Consider the following 20,552-nt stretch of genomic DNA (forward strand, 5'->3'; position numbering starts at 1 on the left):
AAAGTCACCCCACCCCGTCGCTGCGCGCCGACCCTCCCCCTCAGGGGGAGGGTGAAATCGCAGCCGGCCGCTCACCGCCGTAAGCCCAATCGAGCAGTTCCACCGTGTGCAGGATCGGCATCTTTGTGCCGGTGGCGATCTGGGTGATGCAGCCGATATTGCCGGTGGCGATGATATCGGCCTTGGTCGCCTCGATGTTCTTGACCTTGCGCGCCTTCAGCGTCGAGGAAATCTCCGGTTGCAGGATGTTGTAGGTTCCGGCCGAGCCGCAACAGAGATGCCCTTCAGCAGGGTCGCGGACGGTAAAGCCGGCATTCTTCAACAGCATCTTCGGCGCCACGGTGATCTTCTGGCCGTGCTGCATCGAGCAGGCCGAGTGGTAGGCGACCGTCATGGTTTTCTCTTCCTGCCGCGGCAGATCGAGGCTTGCCAGATATTCGGTGATGTCCTTTGCCAGCGCCGACACACGCGTCGCCTTTTCCGCATAAGCCGGATCGAGGCGCAGCATGTGGCCGTAGTCCTTGATGGTCGTGCCGCAGCCGGAAGCGGTGATGATGATCGCGTCCAGCCCGCCTTCATCAGCCGCCTTGATCCAGGCATCGACGTTGCGGCGGGCGGAGGCAAGCGCCTGTTCCTCGCGGCCCATGTGATGCACCAGCGCTCCGCAACAGCCCTCGCCTTCCGGCACCACGACCTCGACACCGAGCCGCGTCAGAAGCCTGATCGCCGCCTCGTTGATCTCCGGTTTCAACACGGGCTGGGCGCAGCCGGTGAGAATGGCGACGCGGCCGCGTTTTTCGGCGTTTGCGGGCCATGTTCCCGGTTGGGCTGCATTGGACGGTGGCGCAATGAGACGCGGCGCCAGATCGAGCATGACGCCGAAGGTCTTCAGGAACGGCACCCGTTTCATCAGTCCCGCAAACGGCCGGCCGAGCCTGGCAGCCCTGAGCGCCAGCCGGAAGCGTTGGGGATAAGGAAGCACCGCCGCCAGCGTGGCCCGCACCAGCCGGTCGGTGAGCGGCCTTTTGTAGGTGTTTTCGATGTGGATACGGGCGTGATCGACCAGGTGCATATAATTCACGCCGGAGGGGCAGGTGGTCATGCAGGCAAGGCAGGAGAGGCAGCGGTCGATATGGGTGACCACTTCCTCATCCGCCGGCCGGCCGTTTTCCAGCATGTCCTTGATCAGGTAGATGCGCCCGCGCGGGCTGTCGAGCTCGTTGCCGAGCGTCACATAGGTCGGACAGGTGGCGGTGCAGAAGCCGCAATGCACGCATTTGCGCAGGATCGATTCGGATTCTGCGACATGCGGATCAGAGAGCTGGGCCGGGGTGAAGTTGGTTTGCATCAGGCGCAGGGCTCCGAGTTGGCGGAGGCATACCCCCCTCTGTCCCTCCGGGACATCTCCCCCTCAAGGGGGGAGATTGGCCGCATGCTTTGGCCCTCCCTTGCAAACGCCGCATGGGAAAAGAACGATCTCCCCCCTTGAGGGGGAGATGTCACGCAGTGGCAGAGGGGGGTAACGCGCGTCATACTCACAACCTTCCTCACCCCATCTTCCCCGGGTTGAAAATCCCTTTCGGATCGAACTTTTCCCTTAACCGTGCCGACAATGCGGCGACGGCGGGAGGTTCCGGTTCAAACGCCGGCGTCACGGCGCGGATGATATCCGAAGCCCGGACCAGCGTCGCATGACCGCCGCCGAGACCCCTCAAGTAACGGCGCAGCAGATCGGCTTCAGCATCGGCCTCCATGCGCAGCCAGACGAGACCGCCTTGCCAGTCGTAGAAGGCATCGACGCCCGCTTCCAGCCGGAGTGCCGCGACCAGTCGCTGGCCAGCGGAGGGAGCAAGGGAGACGCGCCAAAGTGGCTTCTGCGTTCCATCGGCATAGGGTTTGACATCGCGGACTTCCCGCCAGAGCGATGTTGTCACGTCATGATCGAGAACGACAACCGGCGCGATCGATGCGAAGGCGGCAACGAGCTTTTCGCGGCGGACGGTGACAGATGCCTCCAGGCCTTCAATTCGCAACGCCGTTGCCGGGCCATCCGGAAGAGCCCCGCCAAGGAAGCGCGATCGCACGCTTTCCGGCAGATGCGCAGCACCTGAAACCTCGACCGGCAGAGCCATTGCCCGTGCCATGGCCGTTGCCGCTTCGGCATCATCGAGCCCGGACAGGACGATCGTTGCCGAGGCTGGCGGCAGCGGCAGAACCTTGAAGGTGACCTCGGTCAGAAGCCCCAAAGTGCCGTGCGAACCACAAAGCAGCTTGACAAGATCGAGACCTGTGACGTTCTTCATCACCCGACCGCCGGACTTGATGACCTCCCCTGCCCCATTGGCGAACCGGATGCCGAGCAGGTGGTCACGTGCCGCACCCGCCACGAGACGGCGGGGGCCGGAGGCGTTGGTGGCGAAGACGCCGCCAATCGTCGGCTCGCCAGCCGTCGCCATGACGCCGCGACAGTCGATCGGCTCGAAGGCGAGCATCTGGCGGTTTTCAAGAAGCGCCGTCTCGATTTCGGCGACGGGCGTTCCGGCCCTTGCCGTCATGGTCATCTCGGCCGGATTATAGGAAACGACCCCCGACAGTTTTCGCGTCGAGAGGATCCGGTCAGTAGCTACCGGATTGCCCAGGCAAGAGCGCGTTCCGCCGCCCTCTATCTTCAGCGTCAGGCCGTTGCGGGCAATGGTGGCGACGATAGCGGCCGCTTCTATTTCGGTTTCAGGCTCGAATATCGGGATCATGCGGCAGGACGCCCTTCGAGCGGAAAGACCTTGGACGGGTTCATGATCCATTGCGGGTCGAAGGCGGCGCGGGCGGCCATCTGCTGGTCGAGGTCGGCTTGGCTGAACTGATGCAGCATCAGGTCGCGTTTTTCGATACCGACGCCATGTTCGCCGGTGAGGCAGCCGCCGGCATCGACGCAGAGCTTGAGGATATCGTTGCCGGCCGCTTCCGCGCGCGCGGCATCTTCCGGATCGTTGATGTTGTAAAGAATGAGCGGATGCATGTTGCCGTCACCGGCGTGGAAGACGTTGGCAACGCGCAGGCCATATCCGTCGATGATCTCGCTGGTTTTCTTCAGCACATAGGAGAGCTGACCGAGCGGCACCGTGCCGTCCATGCAGATATAGTCGGCGATGCGGCCGGTGGCGCCGAAAGCTGACTTGCGGCCCTTCCAGATCAGCGCCGCCTCGGTCGCCGACTGGCTCTCCTTGATCGTCGAGACGCCATGGCGGCGGGCGATTTCGATGATGTTCGAAAGCATTGCCTCCATCTCGGCTTCCGAGCCCTCGACCTCGACGATCAGCAGCGCTTCGACGTCCATCGGATAGCCTGCGTGCGCGAAGGCCTCGCAGATGCTGATCGCCGGCTTGTCCATGAATTCGATGGCGACCGGGATGATACCGGAGCCGATGACTTCGGCGACGCAGGACCCGGCTTCCTCCGAGGAGGGGAAGCCGAAGAGAACCGGTCGCGCGCCTTCCGGCTTGGCGATCAGCCGCACCGTCGCCTCGGTCACGATACCGAGTTGGCCTTCGGAGCCACAGACGAGGCCGAGCAGGTCATAGCCCGGCGCATCCAGCGCCTTGCCGCCGAGTTCGATCACCGTGCCGTCGAACAGCACCATTTTCACGCCGAGCAGATTGTTGGTCGTCACGCCGTATTTCAAGCAATGGGCGCCGCCGGAATTCATGCCGATATTGCCGCCGATGGTGCAGGCAAGCTGCGAGCTGGGGTCCGGGGCATAGAAAAAGCCGTCAGCCGAGACCGCTTCGGAAATGTTGAGATTGGTAACGCCGGCCTGCACCGTGGCCGTGCGATTGGCGAAATCGATATCGAGGATGCGCGACATCTTCGACAGGCCGATCACCACCGCATCCGCCTGCGGGATCGCACCGCCGGACAGCGATGTGCCTGCCCCGCGCGGCACGACGGGAATGCCGTAGCGGCTGCAATATTTCAGGACGGCCGCCACCTGCGCCGTCGTTTCCGGCAAGGCGACAGCCAGCGGCACCTGGCGATAGGCAATGAAGGCATCCGTTTCGAACGGCACCAAGCCGCGTGTCTCACTGATCAGACAGCCAGGCGGCAAGAGGTCCGCGAGGTCTTCGATGATGGCCGCGCGGCGGGAAAGGACGCTTTGTTTCGGCTCCAGAAAGGCGATTGTCTCCGGCATTTCGTCCTCCCCGGCCCGCACATAACGCGAAATTGGTATTTTTTCTTTACCACTATCGCCGCGACGCAGCAAATGTTAATCAGTTTTTCCGTTTTCGAAACAATGGTCAAGATTGATGACAAATCTGGGCGATCTCGAGGTCTTCACCCGCGTCGTTTCGACGGGCAGCATGTCGGCCGCAGGCCGAGCGCTCGGATTTTCACCCGCTGTCATCTCCAAGCGGATCAAGCGGCTGGAAGACCGGCTTGGCACGCGGCTCCTCCAGCGGACGACCCGGCAGATTTCGCTGACCGAAGCAGGACAAGGTTTTTACGACCGTGTGCTCGGCGTTCTCGCCGGTGTCGAGGACGCCGAAGCCTTTGCCTCCGGCCGCTCGGGCCAGCCGCAGGGTACGTTGCGTGTCACCGCGCCGACCTCTTTCGGCCGCATGCATGTCGCGCCGCATTTGGCCCGCTTCATCGAGATGCATGCCGAGCTTGTCGTCAACATCGTCCTATCCGACGAATTCACCGACATCGTCGCGGAAGGCTTCGATCTGGCGATCCGCATCGGCGAACTCGACGATTCCAGCCTTGTGGCACGAAAACTGGTGCCGGTGCGGCGCATCCTCTGTGCCTCGCCCGCCTATATCGAGCGCCACGGCATACCGGAAACCGTCGATGACCTCAGCCGGCATGTCTGCCTGCGCCAGCACAACCACGACACCTGGAAGCTGGAAAGCCGGCAGGGTTCGCTGAGCTACAAGCCGCAGGGCCGGCTGATCACCAATTCGTCGGAAGTCGTGCGCGAAGCCGTGCTCTCCGGCGCCGGCATCGCGTTGCGCTCGACCTGGGATATCGGCGGTGACCTGAAGTCAGGGAGACTGCTGCAGGTCCTGCCTGCCTGGGAAGGCTCCAGCAACCTCTTCGTCTCCGCCCTCTACCCCAGTCGCCAATTCCTGCCGGCCAAGGTCCGCCTGTTCATCGACTATCTGGCCGGGCTCTACGGGCCGCAGCCCTATTGGGAGCGGTAAACTTCCGGCGGGACGAACTCCCAGAAGCCGTATTTGCGGCCGTGCTCCTTCCGCAAGCCGGCAACAAAGGCATCATGTGATATCAATCCGTCATTGCCACCGGGGCGCGCGGCGAGCGCCGAGAGCGTTGCAAGATAGTCAGCGCCGTACCCATAGGCCTGGGACAGGCCTCGGCCGATGATGCGGTCGAGCAGAGCCCTGTAGAGAACGGTTGCCGCAGCCGGATGATCCTCTTCGAAAGCCTTGGCGGCGGGCAGAAGAAATTCATAGAATTCCCCCTCCCAGGTGTCGGCTCTTGCGACGACATAGCGCGCAGCAAGATCGAGCCTTGGCCATGCCAGATAGAACCGCAGCGCTGCATGGGGATTCGGGTGCGCTTCCACGAAAGCGAAGGCCTTGTCGAGAGCCTCGAACTCCTCGAAATCACCGGCCTTGGCGATGTATTCGCGCAGCATCTCGACATCGAGCCGCTGTTCGAAGGCGTGCCAGCGCAGTGCCTGCGAGGCGGGACGATCCTTCAGACCATCGAGAATGGCGGCCTCAAGCCGTTCCTTATCCGGGAGCGGCTTCAGATCACCGCTGAGGATATCGGCGCGGCGGGCAAAGCCGATCCGGGATTTGCGGTGCTTGCGAACCCAGATCAAAGCTTCCGCATGGCGGCCACCGGCAAAGAGCCGTTCGGCAACGACAGTCGGTTCGCGCAGCGGCTCCGGCAGGGCTTCCTCAATCGCCACATAGGTATCGAGATCACCGCGCGCATCGGCAATCGCACGGCGCACGTAGACAAAAGCGGGAAGAAAGGCCGTTCCGTCCGGTGTCTTCATGGTCGCGGCAAGCGTTTCGTCCCATGATTTCAGCACGTCCGGCAACAGCACGGCGGCAATCCGCACCGCGAGCAGCGTCTTGAACCCGTGATAGTCCATCCCATCGAGGGCCGGCGTAATCAGCATAGGGATCTGTACCTGCTGCTCGGCGGACATCGCCTGCGTCAATCGCCCGGCAGCTTCGCAGGCCTGACCGTAAATTCCGGCGATGCGACCGCTGGAATCGTTGACCCGCTCGGCGATACCCTCATAGCCGAGCACGAACCGGATCAACCGCTCCAGCGCCATGCCGGGGTCAACTGCGCCGAACTCCTTGACGATACTTGCCGAGATACTTTCGAGATCGTTGCCGAAGGCGCGTTCCTTTTGCCAGCGGATGCGCGAGCGGGCTTTTTCCAGCATGGCCAAACGGCTGTCGATCAATTTCGCGACGCCCGCGGCGCCGCCTATGCCGGCGAGCGCCGCATTCAACCGCTTCTTGAAGGACGGATTGAGCGCCGCTTCATCCAGCGCGATCTGCACAAGCCTTTCAAGGCCGAGCACGGTCAGCCCATCCTTGTCCAGCTTCGCCTTTTTTACCGCTTTTGCCGCTTTCGCCATGGTTTCGCACAGACCGAATCTCTAAATATCGCGCAAGGCTAAAGGCTTTCACGGTCCTCGTCTGCATGATGTTTGCGAATCGAGCGGACGATGAGCCACATGGAGATCACGGCGACGGGTACGAAGAAGCCGGTGAGCACGCTGGATTTCACCGGCAGGCCCTCGCTTTCCAGGGCCTTGGCGAGATAGCCGAACAGGCCGACGACATAGTAGGAAATCGCGGCAACCGACAGGCCTTCGACGGTCTGCTGCAGGCGCAGTTGCAGCTTGGCGCGCCGGTCCATGGAGTTGAGCAGAACGCTGTTTTGCCGCTCGAGCTCGACATCGACCCAGCTTCTGAGCAGAGCGGTGGCGCGCGTCAGCTTGCGCGACAGATTGGCCTGGCGTTCCTCGACCGACTGACAGGTGCGCATTGCCGGCGCCAGTCGCCTTTCGAGGAAGGTGCCGAGCGTTTCGTAGCCCGGCACACCGGTTTCCGTCAGCGAGCGGATACGCTCCTGGACGATGCCGTAATAGGCACGGCTGGCGCCGAACCGGTAGAGACTGAGTGCTGCGCCCGCCTCCAGTTCTGCCGCGAGCAGCGTGATCTCGGCGAGCATCTCGTCGGCCTTTTCCCGGACGCTGCCGCGCATCTTCTGGGTGACGCCGGTCAGACCGTCCTCGATGCGGCGGATATCCGGCGATAGCGATTGCGCCAAAGGCAGGCCGAGCATGGCGAGCGTCCGGTAGGTCTCGATGTCGAGCAGCCGCTGCACCAGCGCGCCCGTTCCCGCCTCCGTCATGCCGCAGTCGATGACGAGGATCTGCGTCAGGCCATCGCCGTTCTGGCGGAAATCGGTCAGCACCACGGCCTGGCCGTTCTTGACGTCGCTGTAACAGAGGCTGGTCGGATCAAACGCGCTCATCGCCGCGCGGGTCTCCTCGGTATCCGGCCGGATTTCTAGGCGGATCCCGGAAATCAGGCTTCCCGGTGGGGAAAAACCATCGCCGAAGGGATGGGTGGTGACCTCGCTGCCGAAACGGTCAGGAATGACGCCGTCCCAGAAATAGGTCGAGAATTCGGTATGCCGCTCCCAGCGCAACGTGCCCTGCCCCCAGGACACGGCATGATGGTTGGCTTCGCGGCTCGGCGGCGAAACGCCGCGGGCGCGTGACAGTTCCGAGAGGACGGCATGATCGACGGCAGAGCCGCCATCCGTCATGAAGGCAAGCTGAAAGATGACGCGCGGCGATGTCACCAGTGCGTATGGTCGTGAATGAATCTCGCCCAACGCCTGCGCGCGGGCCGGCGCCGACGGAAATGCGAAAGTGCCCTTGCCCATGAAGCGTTTTCCCCTCTCACGCGTCAATCAGAACCCTCTTATCAACAGGCAGAGCAAAAGGGAAAGGACGCTTTGACGCAGTTGCAACTTTGTTTCCGGACGGCGTTTCACAAAGTGGCTAAAGAAATTGACCACTTTGGCACATGTGACTAGATTGGCGCCAAGGAGAGCCGCCGTGATTGACGACACCATTGATGCCTATGCCCGCATCCCTCACAGCCGGACATCCGCCGAAATCATCCAGCAGATCGAACTCCTGATTCTCGAAGGCGTGTTGCGCGACAACGAGCGGCTGCCGAGCGAAAGGGAGCTGTCGCGCCGCTTCGACGTTTCCCGGCCCATTCTGCGGGAGGCGCTGAAGGAACTGGAAGCACGCGGCCTGCTCGTCAGCCATCACGGCGGCGGCACCTTCGTCGCCGATGTCATCGGCCAGATCTTTTCCAAGCCGGTGATCGAGCTCATCGCGCGGCACCAGAAGGCGACGCAGGACTATCTCGAATATCGCCGCGAACTGGAGGGCATGACGGCGGAGTTTGCCGCACGGCGCGCCACCCGCTTCGACAAGGAAATGCTGACGCGCATCATGGAGGAGATGCGCGCCGCGCATCTCGCGGGCTCCGCAGAAGGCGGACTGAAGACCGATGTCGAGCTTCACAGCGCCATCGGCGAATGTGCACACAATATCATCCTGCTGCATACGCTGAGGGCCTGCTACCGGCTGCTGAGCGGCGGCATCTTCTTCAGCCGAGAGATGTTGTTTGCCGCGCCCGGCGCGGGTGACAAGCTGCTCGCCCAGCACGAAGCCATCTACGGGGCCATCATGGCCGGCAATGCGCAGGCAGCCAGGGAGGCGGCGCAGGCCCATATCGATTTCATCATCACCGCGACCCGCGAGGCGGAACGGACGGGGGAATGGGCCCGCATTTCGCAACTGAGGCTGCAGCAGCGGGGCCGCCAAACAAGCGTCTCACCGGCCGGAGACCTTACCAGCCGCGACACCGATTCCGCCGGCGGCTAAACAAATTCCTGTGCGCATCTCGCCAATGCCGCAAACATACTCTAAAAGGGCGCGAACGGCACATTTTGATAGTGCAATCTTACTAAATTGCCCGTCTTCCGCGCCTTCGTCCCTTCATCAGGGGCGCCGCGAATACTATATGTGTTTGATAAAATCTGTGCGTTTACAGGCCGCGTAATGCGAGCATAATCAAACGATATTGCAGATAGATTGATTCTCTTTTTTGAAAGGATGCCCCGACGTTGAACATTCTGAATCGCATAGCCGCAGACGTACGCCTGATGTTCCGCCGTCCGGTGAGAATGCAATGCGCCGCACTATGCTATCGATTCAAGAAGAAGAGCGCGGCGCCCGAAATGCTGCTCATCACCAGCCGCGACACCGGCCGCTGGGTCATTCCCAAAGGATGGCCGATGGAAGGCAAGCTGTGTCATGAAGCCGCCGCACGCGAAGCTTATGAAGAAGCTGGCGTCAAGGGCGAGGCCGGTGCGGAACGGATCGGCTTCTACATGTATGACAAGGCCATGGATCACGGCCTGAAGGTCGAATGCATGGTCCAGGTTTATCCGCTGGTTGCCCTGGACATGCTGAAGAACTTCCCTGAAAAGGGCACGCGGAAGATGGAATGGGTAAGCTTCGCAGAAGGCGCCAATCGCGTCGTCGAGCCGATGCTCAAGGATATCATTCTGAGCTTTGAACAGCGTCTGCTTGCCACTATGAACCCGGCCCCGCAGGCCGTGGCACGATAAGCTCCCGACATCACATGGATAGTCTGACGCGAGCTACGTCTGATCCCGCTGCGCCTTTTAGCGCCTCGGCGGCATGAACTGGAGAACAGACGGTGGCAAAGCCGCGCCCGCGCCTCGAAAAACCGACGCTCGACGAGTATCTGGACAAGGTAACCCTCGCTGAACAGGTCACGCAGCATGTCCTGAAGCCTTGGGCGGGCGTTGGCCTTGGCATTCTCTTCCTTATCGTCAGCATGATTTTTGCCGCCGCCTATGTTTCCGAGCAGCCGGGTTACCTGATCATCGTTGCCGCCGCGGCGGTCGCTGGTTACATGGCGATGAACATCGGTGCCAACGACGTCACCAACAACGTCGGCGCGGCGGTCGGTTCCAAAGCGATCACCATGACGACGGCGCTTATCATCGCCGCCATCTTCGAGATCGCAGGCGCAGTGTTTGCCGGCGGACGCGTCGTCTCCACCATCGAGGCTGGAATTGTCGATGCGGCACAGATGCCGGCGGGCCTTTCCTTCGTCTGGGTGATGATGGCTTCATTGATCTCGGCAGCCGTGTGGATCAACATCGCGACCTGGTCGGGCGCACCGATTTCGACCACCCACTCGATCGTGGGCAGCATACTCGGCTCCGGCATCGCCGCGGCGGGCTTTTCCGCCGTGCATTGGGTATCGCTTGCAGGGATAACGGCAAGCTGGATGGTCTCCCCCCTCCTCGGCGGCGGCATGGCAGCGCTGCTTCTCGCCTTCATCAAGACCGTCATCATCTACCGTGAAGACAAGGTCGATGCTGCTATCTTCTGGACCCCCATTCTGATCGCCGTGATGACCGGGGCCTTTGCCGCCTATTTTGCGTTGATCGGGTTGGAAAACGTTGTCAATATCTCGCTGGCCAACGGCTGCCTCATCGGCCTGGCCATGGCCGCCGCCACCGTTCTTGCCTGCAGGCCATGGATCGTCCGTCAGGCGCAAGGGCTCGACAATCGCAACCAATCGCTACGCAAGTTGTTCCAGATGCCGTTGATCCTGTCGGCAGCCCTGTTGTCCTTCGCCCATGGCGCGAACGACGTCTCCAATGCCATCGGACCACTTTCGGGGATCGTCGCAAACGTCAACGGGCTGGCTGTCCTTGAAACAGCCTACGTTCCGCTTTGGGTCATGCTTATCGGGGCTTTCGGCATCTCCTGCGGACTGCTTCTCTTCGGGCCGAAGCTGATCCATGTGGTCGGCGAAGAGATCACCAAGCTCAACCCGATGCGCGCCTTCTGCGTTGCCTTGGCAACGGCGATCACCGTCATACTGGCGACGACGCTCGGATTGCCGGTCTCCACCACCCATACCGCCGTGGGCGCGGTCTTCGGCATCGGCTTCTTCCGCGAATGGTACACCCGCAATTCGAGGCGGCGCCTTGACTATGTTCGCCGCAAGACCGGACACGCGGACTTCGAGCGGTACATAGAACACAGTCCTGAAGAATTGCACCGGCGGCGTCTGGTGCGGCGATCGCATTTCATGACGATCGTCGGCGCCTGGATCATCACCGTCCCCGTTTCGGCGCTGCTTTCGGCGGCCGTCTACCGCGTCCTCGCGGCGCTTTTCATCTAGGGATCTTTCGATGCGCGCCAATTTCCGCATGCAGCGGCTGTTCATCGACACGCCACTCTCCACCGGCACCGTTTATGAAGCCGGCAAGGAACAGTTCAACTACCTCGTCAACGTCCTGCGTTTCGAAGAAGGCGATGCCGTTCTGGCATTCAACGGACGGGATGGCGAATGGCGAGCGGAGCTTTCCTTTCCAAGCAAGAAGCGTCTCGTCTTGACCGCGACCGAGCAGACGCGGCCGCAGCCGGCTCCCTGTGATCTTCACTACCTGTTCGCGCCGCTCAAGGTCGGCAGGCTCGACTATCTCGTGCAAAAGGCAGTGGAAATGGGCGCCGGCCTGCTACAGCCGGTGATGACGCAGCATGTGCAGGGCAAGATCACCAGCATGGATCGGGTCCGGGCCAACGTCATCGAGGCCGCAGAGCAATGCGGCGTTCTCGGCATTCCGCAGGTGGCGGAGCCGCGCAAGCTGGAAGACGTTCTGGCGACCTGGCCGGAAGACCGGCGCATCATTTTCTGCGACGAGGGAGATGCGGGACAAAATCCGTTACCGGTTCTGGCCGGCGTGAAAGAGCGCAAACTCGCGCTGGTGATCGGCCCCGAAGGCGGCTTCTCCGATGCGGAGCGCACCTTGCTGCGGAGCCTCGATTTCGTTACCGCCATCCCGCTCGGACCGCGCATCCTGCGGGCCGATACGGCCGCCGTCGCAGCCATGGCGGTGATCCAGGCGACGATCGGCGACTGGCAGTAGCGGCTGTGTCATTTCAGTGCTGATAAGGTGTTGAAAATTTGAACCGGCCTTGAAACAATTTCACTTGCACGCCACCTCAATCCGGTTCAATCACCCTCCTGACATCTGCCGCCCGGCAGGTTCCGCCTGTTCAAAAGAAGACGCCCATGGCCAGAGACACCACCGACCAGACGCCGGTTAGCTCCGTCGCAGACCTGACTGAATACCTGGCTCAGGGCAACAAGCCGAAGGAACGGTTCCGCATCGGGACGGAGCATGAGAAGTTCGCCTTCTTCAAGGCTGACAACAGCCCAGTGCCCTATTTCGGCGAGGCCAGCATCTCGGCGCTTCTGAACGGAATGGCGGAAAAAAGCGGCTGGGAGCCGATCATCGACGCCGGCAACATCATCGGGCTTGCCGAGCAGTCCGGCCAGGGCGCGATCTCGCTGGAGCCCGGCGGTCAGTTCGAGCTCTCGGGCGCACCGCTCGAAAACCTGCACCAGACCTGCAAGGAATCCAACCAGCACCTCGCCGTGTTGCGCGAAATTGCAGAGCCGCTCGGCATCCGTTTCCTCGGCATCGGCGGTTCGCCGAAATGGACCTTTGACGAAACACCGCGCATGCCGAAGTCCCGCTACGACATCATGAGCCGCTACATGCCGAAGGTCGGCAGCCAGGGCCTCGACATGATGTACCGCACCTGCACGATCCAGGTGAACCTCGACTTCTCGTCCGAAGAGGACATGCGCCGCAAGATGCAGGTGTCGCTGAAGCTGCAGCCGCTGGCGACGGCCCTGTTTGCAAGCTCGCCCTTCACGGACGGCAAGCCGAACGGGCTGCTCTCCTGGCGCGGCAGTATCTGGCGCGACACGGACAACCAGCGCGCCGGCGTACTACCGGTCGCCTTCAACGCGGATTTCGGCTTCGAAGACTACGTCAAATGGGCGCTCGACGTGCCGATGTACTTCGTTGTCCGCGACGGCCATTATCACGACTGCACCCACGTCACCTTCCGCCAGTTCATGAACGGCGCTCTGAAGAGCGAACTGACCGACTGGGAGCCCAATATGGGCGACTGGACCAACCATCTTTCGACGCTGTTCCCCGACGTGCGGCTGAAGCGCTTCCTCGAAATGCGCGGCGCCGACGGCGGTCCATGGCGCCGGATCTGTGCGCTGCCGGCCTTCTGGGTCGGCCTGCTCTACGACGACGCAGCGCTTGACGCCGCCGAGGATCTGACCCGCTCCTGGACCTACGAGGACACGATCGCCATGCGCGACGCCGTGCCGGCGCAGGCGCTTGCCGCGAAGCACAAGGGCACGCCGCTGTTCGACATTGCCCGTGAAGTCCTCTCGATTTCCCGCCTCGGCCTGAAGAACCGCAACCGGCTGAACGGCGACGAGGTCGACGAAAGCATCTTCCTTGCGCCGCTGGACGAGGTGCTTGCAAAGAAGGCAACGCTCGCCGAAGACCTGCTGTCGCTTTACAACGGCCGCTGGAACGGCTCGGTCGAACCGGTGTTCACGGACTACCAGTATTAATCGTTTTCCCCGGCTAATAAAAAGCGGTTCCCACCCGGCTTTTTCCCGTTATAGTGCAACGACATGCGCCGTTTCGCCCGCAGGAGGGGACTGGAGATGATTCCGCTTTTTGACATGATGATGCAGGCGCAGAACGGCAATGCCATGGACGTGATGGCCAAGCAATTCGGCCTTGCCCAGGAACAGATGGCCAAGGCGACCGCCGCGCTGATGCCGGCGTTCTCGACCGCGCTCAAACGCAACACCGCCAGCCCCTATGATTTCGGCGCCTTCCTGACCGCCATGTCGAGCGGCAACTACGCGCAGTATTTCGAGGACATGAGCAAGGCCTTTACACCGCAGGGCATGGCCGACGGCAACGGCATCCTCGACCAGCTTTTCGGCTCCAAGGACATGTCGCGGGCGATCGCCGCGCAGGCGGCCCAGATGACCGGCGTCGGCCAGGAAATCTACAAGCAGATGCTGCCGGTGATGGCGAGCGCGATCATGGGCGGGCTGTTCAAGCAGGCATCCGGGCAGATGAGCGGCATGCAAAACCCCTTTGCCAACACGCCGATGGAAGCCATGATGAAGCCCTGGCTGGAAGCCTCCGGATTTATCAAGAAACCGCAACCGGCGCCCAATCCGTTCGACAATCCTTTCACGCAGGCCATGCAAAATTTCTTCGGCATAGCAAAGCCTGAGGAAAAGTCGCAAGCCGCACCTGACATGTTCGCAGTGAACCCTTTCATCAAGGCCTTCCAGGACATGATGAGCGGAGCGGCGCCGAAAGAGCCCGAGAAGAAACCCGCCGACAAGGATCCGGTGGCGCCCTTTACCGATATGTTCAACACGATGTTCGACAGCGGGCTCGAGGCACAGAAGGAGTATCAGAAGAGCATCGACAGTCTGTTCGAGACCTATCGGAAGAACACCACCGCCTGACGGGACAACGCCATCCCGGTCCGCTACCCGTGACACTTTAATCCCAGAAACGAAAAAGCCCGGTGCCGGTCCTCAAGACCGCACACCGGGCAAGCAGCAGGGCATATTGGCTCTAACCCTGCGGGGAACGGTAACGCGCAGAGGCGGCTGCGCGTCCCTGTTGCGCGGAACGTCTTTCAACGTCTGAGGCACGCAACAAAACTCTGAACTGCTGCGGAATCCTGGACCTGTTACTCAAGAACTTAGCGCAGCAAATGCGTACGTCAATCGAAGCGCGCATTCCTGTAGAACGTGTTCGTCCGGTTGCGCGACGCCTGCGTCAGGTGACGGCCGGGATCGTCAAAAAACGACGAGGTCAGCGCGTCGCGCACTTCTTCGCGGCAAAGCCCGATGTCGAGCAACTGATGATCATCGAGGTCGTGCAGGCTGCCGATCGCTTTTCGGTTTCGCAGACGACGCCAAACCGATTTCAGCACGCCCGTCAGCCCCGTCTGGCGGGACGTCGCGGACAGCTTCCCGGTAAGGGTGAGATCGAGGGTGTGATCGGTCGTGCGCATGATACTGCTCCTTTTTTGCAGGCACGACAGCGCCGCACGTCTTTCAGACGTGCAAAGGTCGCTGTGACTAAAAATTTTGCATAATTTTTCCTTAAATCGGTTCCCGATTTAAGGAATTATGCAAGGGCGACCCGTCCCGCCGCAGGGAGGTCGGCGCGGGGGAGGGTCGAAACTTGATGACGTTCCGGCTTCGCCAATGCGGGGCTGGAGCGGTGTTTGATGTGATTTGCAGCCCCAAATTCGCAAATCCTTATTGATCAGTCCAACGAATGTTTCTAATGATATTCATCAAACAATTTTATGAGTAACCTTTTTGGGGACTTGGACCATGTCCGCACCGCTCGATATCGACCAACTGCAAACCTTCGTTGCCATCGCCGATACCGGCAGCTTCACCAAGGCGGCCGATCGTGTCTTCAAGACCCAGTCGGCCGTCTCGATGCAGATGCGCCGGCTGGAGGAACGGATTGGTAAGCAGCTCTTTGCCAAGGACGGCCGCGGCAACCGGCTGACGACGGAGGGCGACCGCCTCTTGAACTTCGCGCGGCGGATGATCCGTCTCAACAACGAGGCGATCGCCTCCTTCGACGACAACCGGCTGGAAGGCACGCTGCGGATCGGCACGCCCGACGACTACGCCGACCGCTACATGCCAGAGATCATCGTCCGCTTCGCCAAGACCCATCCGAACGTCGAGCTCTTTATCGTCTGCGAGCCCTCGGTGGACCTCGCGGAGAAGATGGCCAAGGGGGATCTCGACATTGCCCTCGTCACGCACAATCCGCGTGCCCGCGCCTCGGATGTGGTCCGGACCGAACCGCTCTGCTGGGTGAGTTCGATCAACCACCCGCTGCCGGAGAACGCGCCTGTGCCGCTCGCCGTCGGCAAGCGCGACTGCCTGTGGCGGCAGGCGGCCTGCTCGGCGCTGGACGCGACCGGCAAGGAATACCAGATCCTGTTCACCAGCTGGTCGTCGACCGTCGTCGCGGCGGCAGTGCTCGCCGGCATGGCCGTTTCAGTGTTGCCGGAATCGGCGCTGCGCACCGGCATGAAGGTGCTGACCCAAGCCGACGGCTTCCCCGCGCTGGCGCCGGTGCAGATCGGCATCATGAAGCGGCCCGGCCTGTCGCCGTCGCTGTCGAATGCCATCACCAATCACATCACCGCCTGTCTCGACAACATCACGCCGACGTCAGCGACCGACGACCTCGACGGCGATATGAAGAACTTCCCGCGCTACCCGCGGCTGCGCCAGAGCCATATGCTGCCGGGTTGGTGAGCCACTCAACTGGCAAGCCACACGAGGCGCTAAAACAAAAAGGCCGTACTCCCTTGGAAGCGCGGCCTTTTTGTATTCCCCAATATTGATACCCGGCCCAAAAAGGCAGCCGTAAAAGTCTGATGCAATATGCCTTGGTCATTTAGCCGCCCCAACGGGCCGACTTGGATTCTATACTCCAATCCGAAGGACCGCCAAAGATGGCGAAGCTGACCATTTTTGGGGAGATCATCGCGTCCCGACAGTAACCTTAATTGCCTTGCCTGGGCTTACCAACGGCGCAGGCACGAGAAGGCCGTGCTCTTTTTGGAACCCCAACCGCAGCCGTCACGCCAGATAGGCCTGATCTGGCGCAACAGAAGCGGACGCGGCAGCGACCAGCAGGCCTTGGCGAAGGGTCGTCTCCGAGGCCGCGGCGCCATTGCTGGCCAATTCTTAAGCCAGCTTCGCCTTCAAAAAATCCACCGTCCGGCCCCAGGCGAGATCGGCCGCCTTCTTGTCATAGCGGGCAGCGGAGGTGTCGTTGTTGAAGGCATGGTTGACGCCATCATAGACATGGATGGTGAAATCCTTACCGTTGTCGGTCAGGGCCTTCTTGTAGGCGTCGATGCCAGCATTGATGCGATCGTCGAGGCCAGCATAGTGCAGGAGCAGCGCGGCCTTGATCTTCGGCACATCCTTGGCCGGCGGCTGGGCGCCGTAATAGGCGACGCCGGCTTTCAGGTCCGGCGATGCGACGGCCAGCTGGTTGACCAAACCGCCGCCCCAGCAAAAGCCGATCGCGCCTGCCTTGCCGGTCGTGGCGTCGTTGCTTCGGAGGAAGGTCACGGTCGCCACGGCATTGTCGACCGTTTGCCTGCCATCCAACGCGCTGATCATTTCGCGGGCCCTGTCCTCGTCGGCAGGCGTACCGCCCGCAGGCGAGAGGAAATCGGGCGCCAGCGCCACGAAGCCCTCCAGCGCCATGCGGCGGGCGACATCGCGGATATGCGGATTGAGGCCGCGGTTTTCGTGAATGACGATGACCGCGGGCAGTTTGCCTGATGCATCGGCCGGGCGCACGAGATAGCCCTTCATGTCGCCGCGGGTGCCGCGATAGGTGATATCCTCCGCATTCACGCGCGGGTCCGCTTCCGGGATCATTTCGGCCTGAGCGCTATTGGCAGCCAGCAGCGGAGCGATCGCCGCCGCACTCGCTGCCGAGCCAGTCAGCGCCGTCAGCTTCTGCATGAAGGACCGGCGATCAAGCGTCAGATGCGTGTATTCGTCATAGGCGTTGATCATCGCCTGGGTGATGACGGGTGTTTCCATGATTGTTCCTCCAGATGACAGCCGCCGATCAGGTTTGGGGCAGGCGTTTCATCGAAATCTCTTGCGAAGGTTGTGTCCTGAAATGACCAGAACCCGAACAAGAAAATGCCGCACCGGCCGACAGAGGCAACGGTTTACCCGTTAACTTGACGCAAACGTGATCCGGCCGTGATTGCTTACGGCCGGATCGAGAGAAGAATTTATTGCATATACCAGCCGTGGCTGACGACGAGCGACTGGCCGGTGAGCGCATTCGTCTCGAAGCCGGCGAACAGCAGTGCCACTTCCGCGACATCCTCGACGGTGGTGAATTGCGTATCGACCGTGCCGCCGAGCATCATCTTCTTGACGACCTCTTCCTCGGAGATGCCGAGCGCCTTGGACTGTTCAGGGATCTGCTTCTCGACGAGCGGCGTCTTGACGAAGCCGGGGCAGATGACGTTGGCGCGCACCCCGTCCGGCCCGCCCTCCTTGGCGACGACGCGGGCGAGGCCGAGCAGGCCGTGCTTGGCGGTGACATAGGCCGATTTCAGCGGCGAGGCCTCGTGCGAATGGACCGAACCCATATAGATGATCGCACCGCCCTTTTGCGCCTTCATGTGCGGGATGCAGGCCTTGGTGGTCAGGAACGCGCCGTCGAGATGGATAGCCAGCATCTTCTTCCAGTCCGAAAACGCGTAGTCCTCGATCCTGTTGACGATCTGGATGCCGGCATTGGAGACGAGGACATCCACCCCGCCCCATTTTTCGATGACGGCGGCGACGCCTGAATTGACAGCCTCCTCGCTGGTGACGTCCATCGCAAGGCCGATCGCTTCGCCGGGGCCGGCAGCCGTCAGGTCCTTGGCGGTCGCTTCCGCCGCCTCGAGCTTCAGGTCGGCGATGACCACCTTGGCGCCTTCCGAGACGTACTTTTTGGCGATCGCCAGGCCGATGCCGCTGGCAGAGCCGGTGACGATGCAGACCTTGTCCTTGAGTTTCATGGATTTAACTCCCTATTTTGCAAGATAATCATGGACCACTTCGCCGAGGCCCAGCGTCAGGTCGGAGAGGATATGGACGGCGGATTTGACTTCGAGCACCGGCAGATCGGCGACCGGCGCCAGCGCATGCGGAAACAGCGCCAGCGCACCCGGCCCTTCCCAGGCGCCCTTCACGGTCAGATCCTCGAGGTAGTAACGAACAAGCTCGCAGATGCGCGGCGTGCAATCGACATGTGGCATGATCTTCAGCATGAAATTCGGCTGCTTGAGCGTCTCAAGAACTTTCGCCTTGTCGAGCGTGCGGTGCTTGAAGCCCATCGTCGCCGTCGCGACCCGCTGGCCGCCATAATCGAGCGTGCCGACCAGTGCATCCTTCACCGATGCCAGCGAGGGTTCCGCGAGCTTCTTCGGAAAACCCCAGATCTCGCGGCCGCCGGCGATCGGCGCGTCGTCGTTGAGGTACATGGAGTGGACATAACCGCCATGCACGCCATTGAAACTCACCGGGATGACCTGGCCGGATTCGGTGTAGTCGCCGAAGCCCGTCGAATCCGGCATGCGGATGAACTCGTATTTCACCAGCGGTTCATCGAACTGCAGCGGCTCCGGCACGACGCGCCGCAAAGCCTCCGGATCGGTGCGGTAGGTAATGATCATGTATTCGCGATTGACGAAGCGGTAGGGACCCGGCGGATAGGACGGGCTGGTCAGCGGCATGGCAAAGGCATTGCGGACCACATCTTCGATCTTCATGGTTTGCTCCTGTGCGACCGCTGTTCGGCGAGGTCAAAGACACGGATTCCGTTGGTAGGGCGGGTCCGGTTCTGCCAATCCGGGTGGTTCAGCGTCTCCACCACATCGTCATGGCCGGCCTTCCAGTGCTCTTCCACGGAGAGGCGGGAAAATTCGTAGTCCTTGGATTGGGTTTCATAGGGCGCATGGCGATAGATCAGGTGCACCATGGTGACGGCGCAATCATTGCCGATCTTTTCCAGAAGCCGCGCGTCGGGATCGTCCTTCAACTCCTCCGGTAGTTTTGCCATCAGCCGGCTGGCGGCCATGCGGATGCTCTGCAGCTTGCGGAACTGGTCCGTATTGAGGCGCGTGCGGCTCGAAAAACGGATTTCCTTCTCGCGCGCCTGCACGTCGAAAAGATCCTTCGGCATCTGGCCTCTTGCGCTGAACAAATCGACCTGGAAGATGCAAAGGTCGCTTTCCAATTCGGGGCCCCCGAGGATGCGCTGAAGCGGCGTGTTGGAAACGATGCCGCCATCCCAGTAGTAGCGGCCGTCGATCTCGACCGGAGCGAAGCCCGGCGGCAGTGCGCCTGACGCAGCCACATGCTTGGCCGAAAAGGCGCAGTGGTTGTTGTCGAAATAGTTGAAGTTGCCGCTCACCACATCGACGGCACCGAGGCTGAGGCGAATGGCGCCGGAATTGATCAGGTCGAAATCGACGAGATCGGCAAGCGTCTCCTGGAGCGGCGCAGTGTCGTAGAGGCTGATGGCCGCCATCGGATCGCCCGGAATGTTCCAGGGTCTGAAAACCCGCGGCTTGAAGAAGCCGGGCACGCCGGTCAGCGAGCCGAGAAAGGCGGCGGATTCGTTGAACCACTTCCGCATCACATCGCCATTTCCAAGAAAATGGCCGGGAAGACCGGAGGAAACGCGGTGCCAGAAGGTGCGCAGATTTTCGATGCGGCGGTTTACCGGGCTTCCGGCGATGATCGCCGAATTGATTGAGCCGATGGAGATGCCGGCAAGCCAATCGGGTCGGATCCCCGCCTCGTGCAGTGCCTCATAGGCCCCGGCCTGATAGGCGCCGAGAGCACCGCCGCCCTGAAATACCAGCACGGTCTTCTCTGTCGGTATGCTGCTCACCGGATGCTTCCCTTCAAATGCTGCGAGTGCGAAGCGACAAC

Annotated in this window: 18 protein-coding genes; 8 read left to right on the plus strand and 10 right to left on the minus strand. The window is 61.5% G+C overall.

Going from position 1 to position 20,552, the window contains the following annotated elements; translation table 11 throughout:
* Nucleotides 1-40: 40 nt before the first annotated feature.
* From glcF to ACSQ3F_RS02070, 3 genes are all read right to left on the minus strand, one after another.
* Nucleotides 41-1,348: a glycolate oxidase subunit GlcF gene (glcF, locus tag ACSQ3F_RS02060; protein ID WP_436098692.1), complete on the minus strand. Its 1,308-nt coding sequence runs from the start codon at nt 1,346-1,348 to the stop codon at nt 41-43.
* Between the two features lie 199 nt (nt 1,349-1,547).
* Nucleotides 1,548-2,750, minus strand: coding sequence for a glycolate oxidase subunit GlcE (gene glcE / locus ACSQ3F_RS02065; RefSeq protein ID WP_436098693.1), 1,203 nt, complete (start codon nt 2,748-2,750; stop codon nt 1,548-1,550).
* Nucleotides 2,747-4,186 carry an FAD-linked oxidase C-terminal domain-containing protein gene (locus tag ACSQ3F_RS02070; RefSeq protein WP_436098694.1) on the minus strand — a complete coding sequence of 480 codons (1,440 nt, stop codon included), beginning with the start codon at nt 4,184-4,186 and terminating at the stop codon, nt 2,747-2,749. The genes glcE and ACSQ3F_RS02070 overlap by 4 nt, the downstream gene beginning before the upstream one ends.
* A 115-nt stretch (nt 4,187-4,301) precedes the next feature.
* Here ACSQ3F_RS02070 and ACSQ3F_RS02075 point away from each other — a divergent pair, with 115 nt between their 5' ends.
* Nucleotides 4,302-5,198 carry a LysR family transcriptional regulator gene (locus tag ACSQ3F_RS02075; protein ID WP_436098695.1) on the plus strand — a complete coding sequence of 299 codons (897 nt, stop codon included), beginning with the start codon at nt 4,302-4,304 and terminating at the stop codon, nt 5,196-5,198.
* Here ACSQ3F_RS02075 and ACSQ3F_RS02080 read toward each other — a convergent pair.
* Nucleotides 5,183-6,622, minus strand: coding sequence for a DUF6880 family protein (locus ACSQ3F_RS02080; protein ID WP_436098696.1), 1,440 nt, complete (start codon nt 6,620-6,622; stop codon nt 5,183-5,185). The genes ACSQ3F_RS02075 and ACSQ3F_RS02080 overlap by 16 nt on opposite strands.
* Before the next feature lie 38 nt (nt 6,623-6,660).
* Nucleotides 6,661-7,944 (minus strand): DUF3422 family protein, encoded by a 1,284-nt coding sequence (locus ACSQ3F_RS02085; protein ID WP_436098697.1) that lies wholly within the window; start codon nt 7,942-7,944, stop codon nt 6,661-6,663.
* Between the two features lie 175 nt (nt 7,945-8,119).
* Between ACSQ3F_RS02085 and ACSQ3F_RS02090 the strand changes: the two genes are divergently transcribed.
* The 6 genes from ACSQ3F_RS02090 to ACSQ3F_RS02115 all read left to right on the plus strand — a co-directional run bounded on the left by ACSQ3F_RS02090 (nt 8,120) and on the right by ACSQ3F_RS02115 (nt 14,501).
* Nucleotides 8,120-8,962 carry a FadR/GntR family transcriptional regulator gene (locus ACSQ3F_RS02090; RefSeq protein WP_436098698.1) on the plus strand — a complete coding sequence of 281 codons (843 nt, stop codon included), beginning with the start codon at nt 8,120-8,122 and terminating at the stop codon, nt 8,960-8,962.
* Between the two features lie 242 nt (nt 8,963-9,204).
* Nucleotides 9,205-9,711 carry an NUDIX hydrolase gene (locus ACSQ3F_RS02095; protein ID WP_436098699.1) on the plus strand — a complete coding sequence of 169 codons (507 nt, stop codon included), beginning with the start codon at nt 9,205-9,207 and terminating at the stop codon, nt 9,709-9,711.
* A gap of 92 nt (nt 9,712-9,803) precedes the next feature.
* Complete coding sequence (locus ACSQ3F_RS02100) at nt 9,804-11,309, plus strand: inorganic phosphate transporter (RefSeq protein WP_436098700.1); 1,506 nt, start codon at nt 9,804-9,806, stop codon at nt 11,307-11,309.
* Nucleotides 11,310-11,319: 10 nt separating this feature from the next.
* Nucleotides 11,320-12,057: a 16S rRNA (uracil(1498)-N(3))-methyltransferase gene (locus ACSQ3F_RS02105; RefSeq protein WP_436098701.1), complete on the plus strand. Its 738-nt coding sequence runs from the start codon at nt 11,320-11,322 to the stop codon at nt 12,055-12,057.
* Nucleotides 12,058-12,203: 146 nt separating this feature from the next.
* Nucleotides 12,204-13,577, plus strand: a complete 1,374-nt coding sequence (locus ACSQ3F_RS02110) for a glutamate--cysteine ligase (protein ID WP_436098702.1) — start codon at nt 12,204-12,206, stop codon at nt 13,575-13,577.
* 96 nt (nt 13,578-13,673) lie between these two features.
* A complete protein-coding gene (locus ACSQ3F_RS02115; protein WP_436098703.1) occupies nt 13,674-14,501 on the plus strand; it encodes a DUF937 domain-containing protein in 828 nt (275 codons plus the stop codon).
* A gap of 263 nt (nt 14,502-14,764) precedes the next feature.
* Here the strand turns inward: ACSQ3F_RS02115 and ACSQ3F_RS02120 are convergent, their stop codons facing one another.
* Nucleotides 14,765-15,058, minus strand: a complete 294-nt coding sequence (locus ACSQ3F_RS02120; RefSeq protein ID WP_436098704.1) for a DUF1127 domain-containing protein — start codon at nt 15,056-15,058, stop codon at nt 14,765-14,767.
* A gap of 328 nt (nt 15,059-15,386) precedes the next feature.
* On the opposite strand from ACSQ3F_RS02120, the gene ACSQ3F_RS02125 reads away from it, so the two are divergent.
* Nucleotides 15,387-16,337, plus strand: a complete 951-nt coding sequence (locus ACSQ3F_RS02125) for a LysR substrate-binding domain-containing protein (protein WP_436098705.1) — start codon at nt 15,387-15,389, stop codon at nt 16,335-16,337.
* Nucleotides 16,338-16,772: 435 nt separating this feature from the next.
* Here the strand turns inward: ACSQ3F_RS02125 and ACSQ3F_RS02130 are convergent, their stop codons facing one another.
* The 4 genes from ACSQ3F_RS02130 to ACSQ3F_RS02145 form a co-directional block, all read right to left on the minus strand.
* Entirely contained in the window at nt 16,773-17,648 is an 876-nt protein-coding gene (locus tag ACSQ3F_RS02130; protein WP_436098706.1) for a dienelactone hydrolase family protein, read from the minus strand.
* Between the two features lie 200 nt (nt 17,649-17,848).
* Nucleotides 17,849-18,631: a 3-hydroxybutyrate dehydrogenase gene (locus ACSQ3F_RS02135; protein ID WP_436098707.1), complete on the minus strand. Its 783-nt coding sequence runs from the start codon at nt 18,629-18,631 to the stop codon at nt 17,849-17,851.
* 12 nt (nt 18,632-18,643) lie between these two features.
* On the minus strand, nt 18,644-19,384 hold the full coding sequence (locus ACSQ3F_RS02140; RefSeq protein ID WP_436098708.1) for an acetoacetate decarboxylase: 741 nt from the start codon (nt 19,382-19,384) through the stop codon (nt 18,644-18,646).
* Complete coding sequence (locus ACSQ3F_RS02145; protein WP_436098709.1) at nt 19,381-20,511, minus strand: DUF3734 domain-containing protein; 1,131 nt, start codon at nt 20,509-20,511, stop codon at nt 19,381-19,383. Before ACSQ3F_RS02145 ends, ACSQ3F_RS02140 begins: the two co-directional genes overlap by 4 nt.
* Nucleotides 20,512-20,552 lie beyond the last annotated feature (41 nt).

The sequence above is a fragment of the Pararhizobium sp. LjRoot238 genome (genome assembly GCF_964252955.1).
Classification (GTDB): Bacteria; Pseudomonadota; Alphaproteobacteria; order Rhizobiales; family Rhizobiaceae; genus Pararhizobium.